The sequence below is a fragment of the Streptomyces sp. ADMS genome, assembly GCF_033441795.1.
Lineage (GTDB): Bacteria > Actinomycetota > Actinomycetes > Streptomycetales > Streptomycetaceae > Streptomyces.
Genome location: NZ_JAVFVX010000285.1, coordinates 1 through 1,925, shown reverse-complemented (window position 1 = coordinate 1,925; position 1,925 = coordinate 1). Strand labels below are relative to the sequence as shown.

Here is a 1,925-nt window from a genome sequence, read left to right as displayed (position 1 = left end):
ATGCTCGTCTTGCGCCCGGACTCCAGGTTCTTCATGGAGTGCTCGGTGAACTCCGGCAAGCCGCGGTCGGCGCAGCCCTGGGCGACTTCGGCCATGGTGAGGCCGGCGGCCTTGCGCGCGTCCCGCAAGCGCTGGGCGATCCGACCGGTGAACGCTGTCGGCCATTGATCAGGTGTCATGGTGACACTGTATGTAGGAATAAAGCGCTGCCGCAACTACGTGATACATCTTTCGTGTCACCATGGCACCTATAAATTACCGGGAGGGCATCATGACGGCATCTGGCTTGGTCCGTGAGGCGCGAGGGCTGACGGGCGACGAACTGCTTGCCCTTCCTGCCGTGATCGACCTCGACACCTCGAACCGGGCGTTGATGATCGGCCGATCCACCGGTTACGGACTCGCCAAGCAAGGGGAGTACCCGGTCAAGGTTCTGCGGCTCGGGAACGCCTACCGAGTGGTGACGGCCGACCTGCTGAAGCTGCTGGGGCTGGCGCGCCAGCAGGGGGATGGGGGCCAGGACGATGACCGAAGCGCGCGTCACGGCCTTGCCGCCTGCTAGCGGTTTGCTCGTCTATGTCACCGGATGGACTGCCGGCCGCGCGCAGGGACTGCGCGGCATCGTCTCGGGCTCGGTGCAGTCTGCCGCCCCGGACGGCGGCGGGTGGGACGACTCGGCTCTCATTTGAGCGGCGTCTGGAAAGGTTCAGAGATTCGGGCTGCGGTGGGGATGGTTGCGCCTCTACCGTGGGTCAGTCGAAATGAGACCGGGAACGTGTAGTCGAGGAGACGCCTTGGATCCGGTATCGGTAGGAGTGTTGGCGGCGCTGGCAGGTGGGGCCGGGGGCGAGCTGGGTCGGCAGGCATGGGCGACGCTGAGTGAGTTGGTGCGGAGACCGTTCGGCAGGCAGGTGGGAGCCCCGGCACCCGGGGAGGCCGAGTTGGTGGCGCTGAGCGAGGCGCCAGGCGAACCGGCACGGGCAGAAGTGTTGAGTGGTGCCCTCGCCGCGCGGGCGGCCGTTGACCCGGAGTTCGCTGCCGCGCTGGACTCGTGGCGTGGCCAGGTTCCAGCGTTGGTTGAGGGCTCGGTGACCAACACGGTCAGTGGCGGTACCCAGTATGGTCCGGTGATCCAGGGTCGGGACTTCTCTGGCATCACCTTCAACAGTCCTGCAGCTCCTCCCGCGCGGGAGAGTTGAAGGCTTCGGGTGACCCTTGCGACGTCCCGGGCGACCCCGGTTCGGATGCCGTCGACGCAGGGGGTTGCGTCCCGCTCATCTGTATGACTCGGATCACCCGTGCGGTATTGAGCGGTAGCTCAGGACATCCGCGCGCCCGCTGGGGGAGTGCTGCGTGGACTGGCGGTTTTCCTGATGTACGCATCCAGGTGTGCCCGGTACTGTTGAGGACACTGTCAGTGATGTTGTGGATACTGGAGGCAGTCGTGGCCCGCGCGTGGGAAGCCGATCCGTCTGCGTTATTCGTCAAGCGCCTCGGTAAGTCGGCGGCGGAGCTGGGCAACTCCAAGGACGACGACGAGTGCCCGGACATCTGGCAGCTGAGCAACGGTGACGTTGCCGTGATCGGCCGCGATCTCACCGCGCACTACCGGTCGCGCCTGCCGGACGAGGTGAACCTGGGGCCGGACGAGCGGTTGGTCGTCATCCCGGGCAACATGCTGAGTGCGGCGAAGGTGGACATTCCCGATGCTTGATCTCCTCGCTCCTGGGCTCCCGGACGAGCTGGGTGAGCGGCTCACACGCGAGGACTACAAGCGGGACTTCCGGGAGCGGCGGGCCGCGATCCGCGATGGGGAGTCCTGGAAACTGGAGCGGTTGCAGCACTTCGAGGAGACGAACGACGACAGCCGGGAGGCGCTGCGTCAGGGGGACTGGCCAGCAGTGTTGCGGCTGTTCGAGGCCGAC

General features: G+C 66.2%; 2 protein-coding genes and 2 pseudogenes. 3 read left to right on the top strand and 1 reads right to left on the bottom strand.

Going from position 1 to position 1,925, the window contains the following annotated elements; all coding sequences use genetic code 11:
• Positions 1-179 (bottom strand): annotated as a pseudogene (locus tag RB628_RS40405) (XRE family transcriptional regulator); the annotation flags it as partial.
• 92 nt (positions 180-271) lie between these two features.
• Between RB628_RS40405 and RB628_RS40400 the strand changes: the two are divergent.
• The 3 genes and pseudogenes from RB628_RS40400 to RB628_RS40390 all read left to right on the top strand — a co-directional run.
• Positions 272-562 (top strand): hypothetical protein, encoded by a 291-nt coding sequence (locus tag RB628_RS40400; RefSeq protein WP_318325629.1) that lies wholly within the window; start codon positions 272-274, stop codon positions 560-562.
• Between the two features lie 882 nt (positions 563-1,444).
• Entirely contained in the window at positions 1,445-1,714 is a 270-nt protein-coding gene (locus RB628_RS40395) for a hypothetical protein (RefSeq protein ID WP_318325630.1), read from the top strand.
• Positions 1,707-1,925, top strand: a pseudogene (locus RB628_RS40390) (hypothetical protein); the annotation flags it as partial. The gene RB628_RS40395 and the pseudogene RB628_RS40390, both read left to right, overlap by 8 nt.

What these genes read in the sequence shown, in the direction of transcription:
- RB628_RS40400 (WP_318325629.1), top strand. Translation starts at nt 272, where the DNA reads ATGACGGCATCTGGCTTGGTCCGTGAGGCGCGAGGGCTGACGGGCGAC.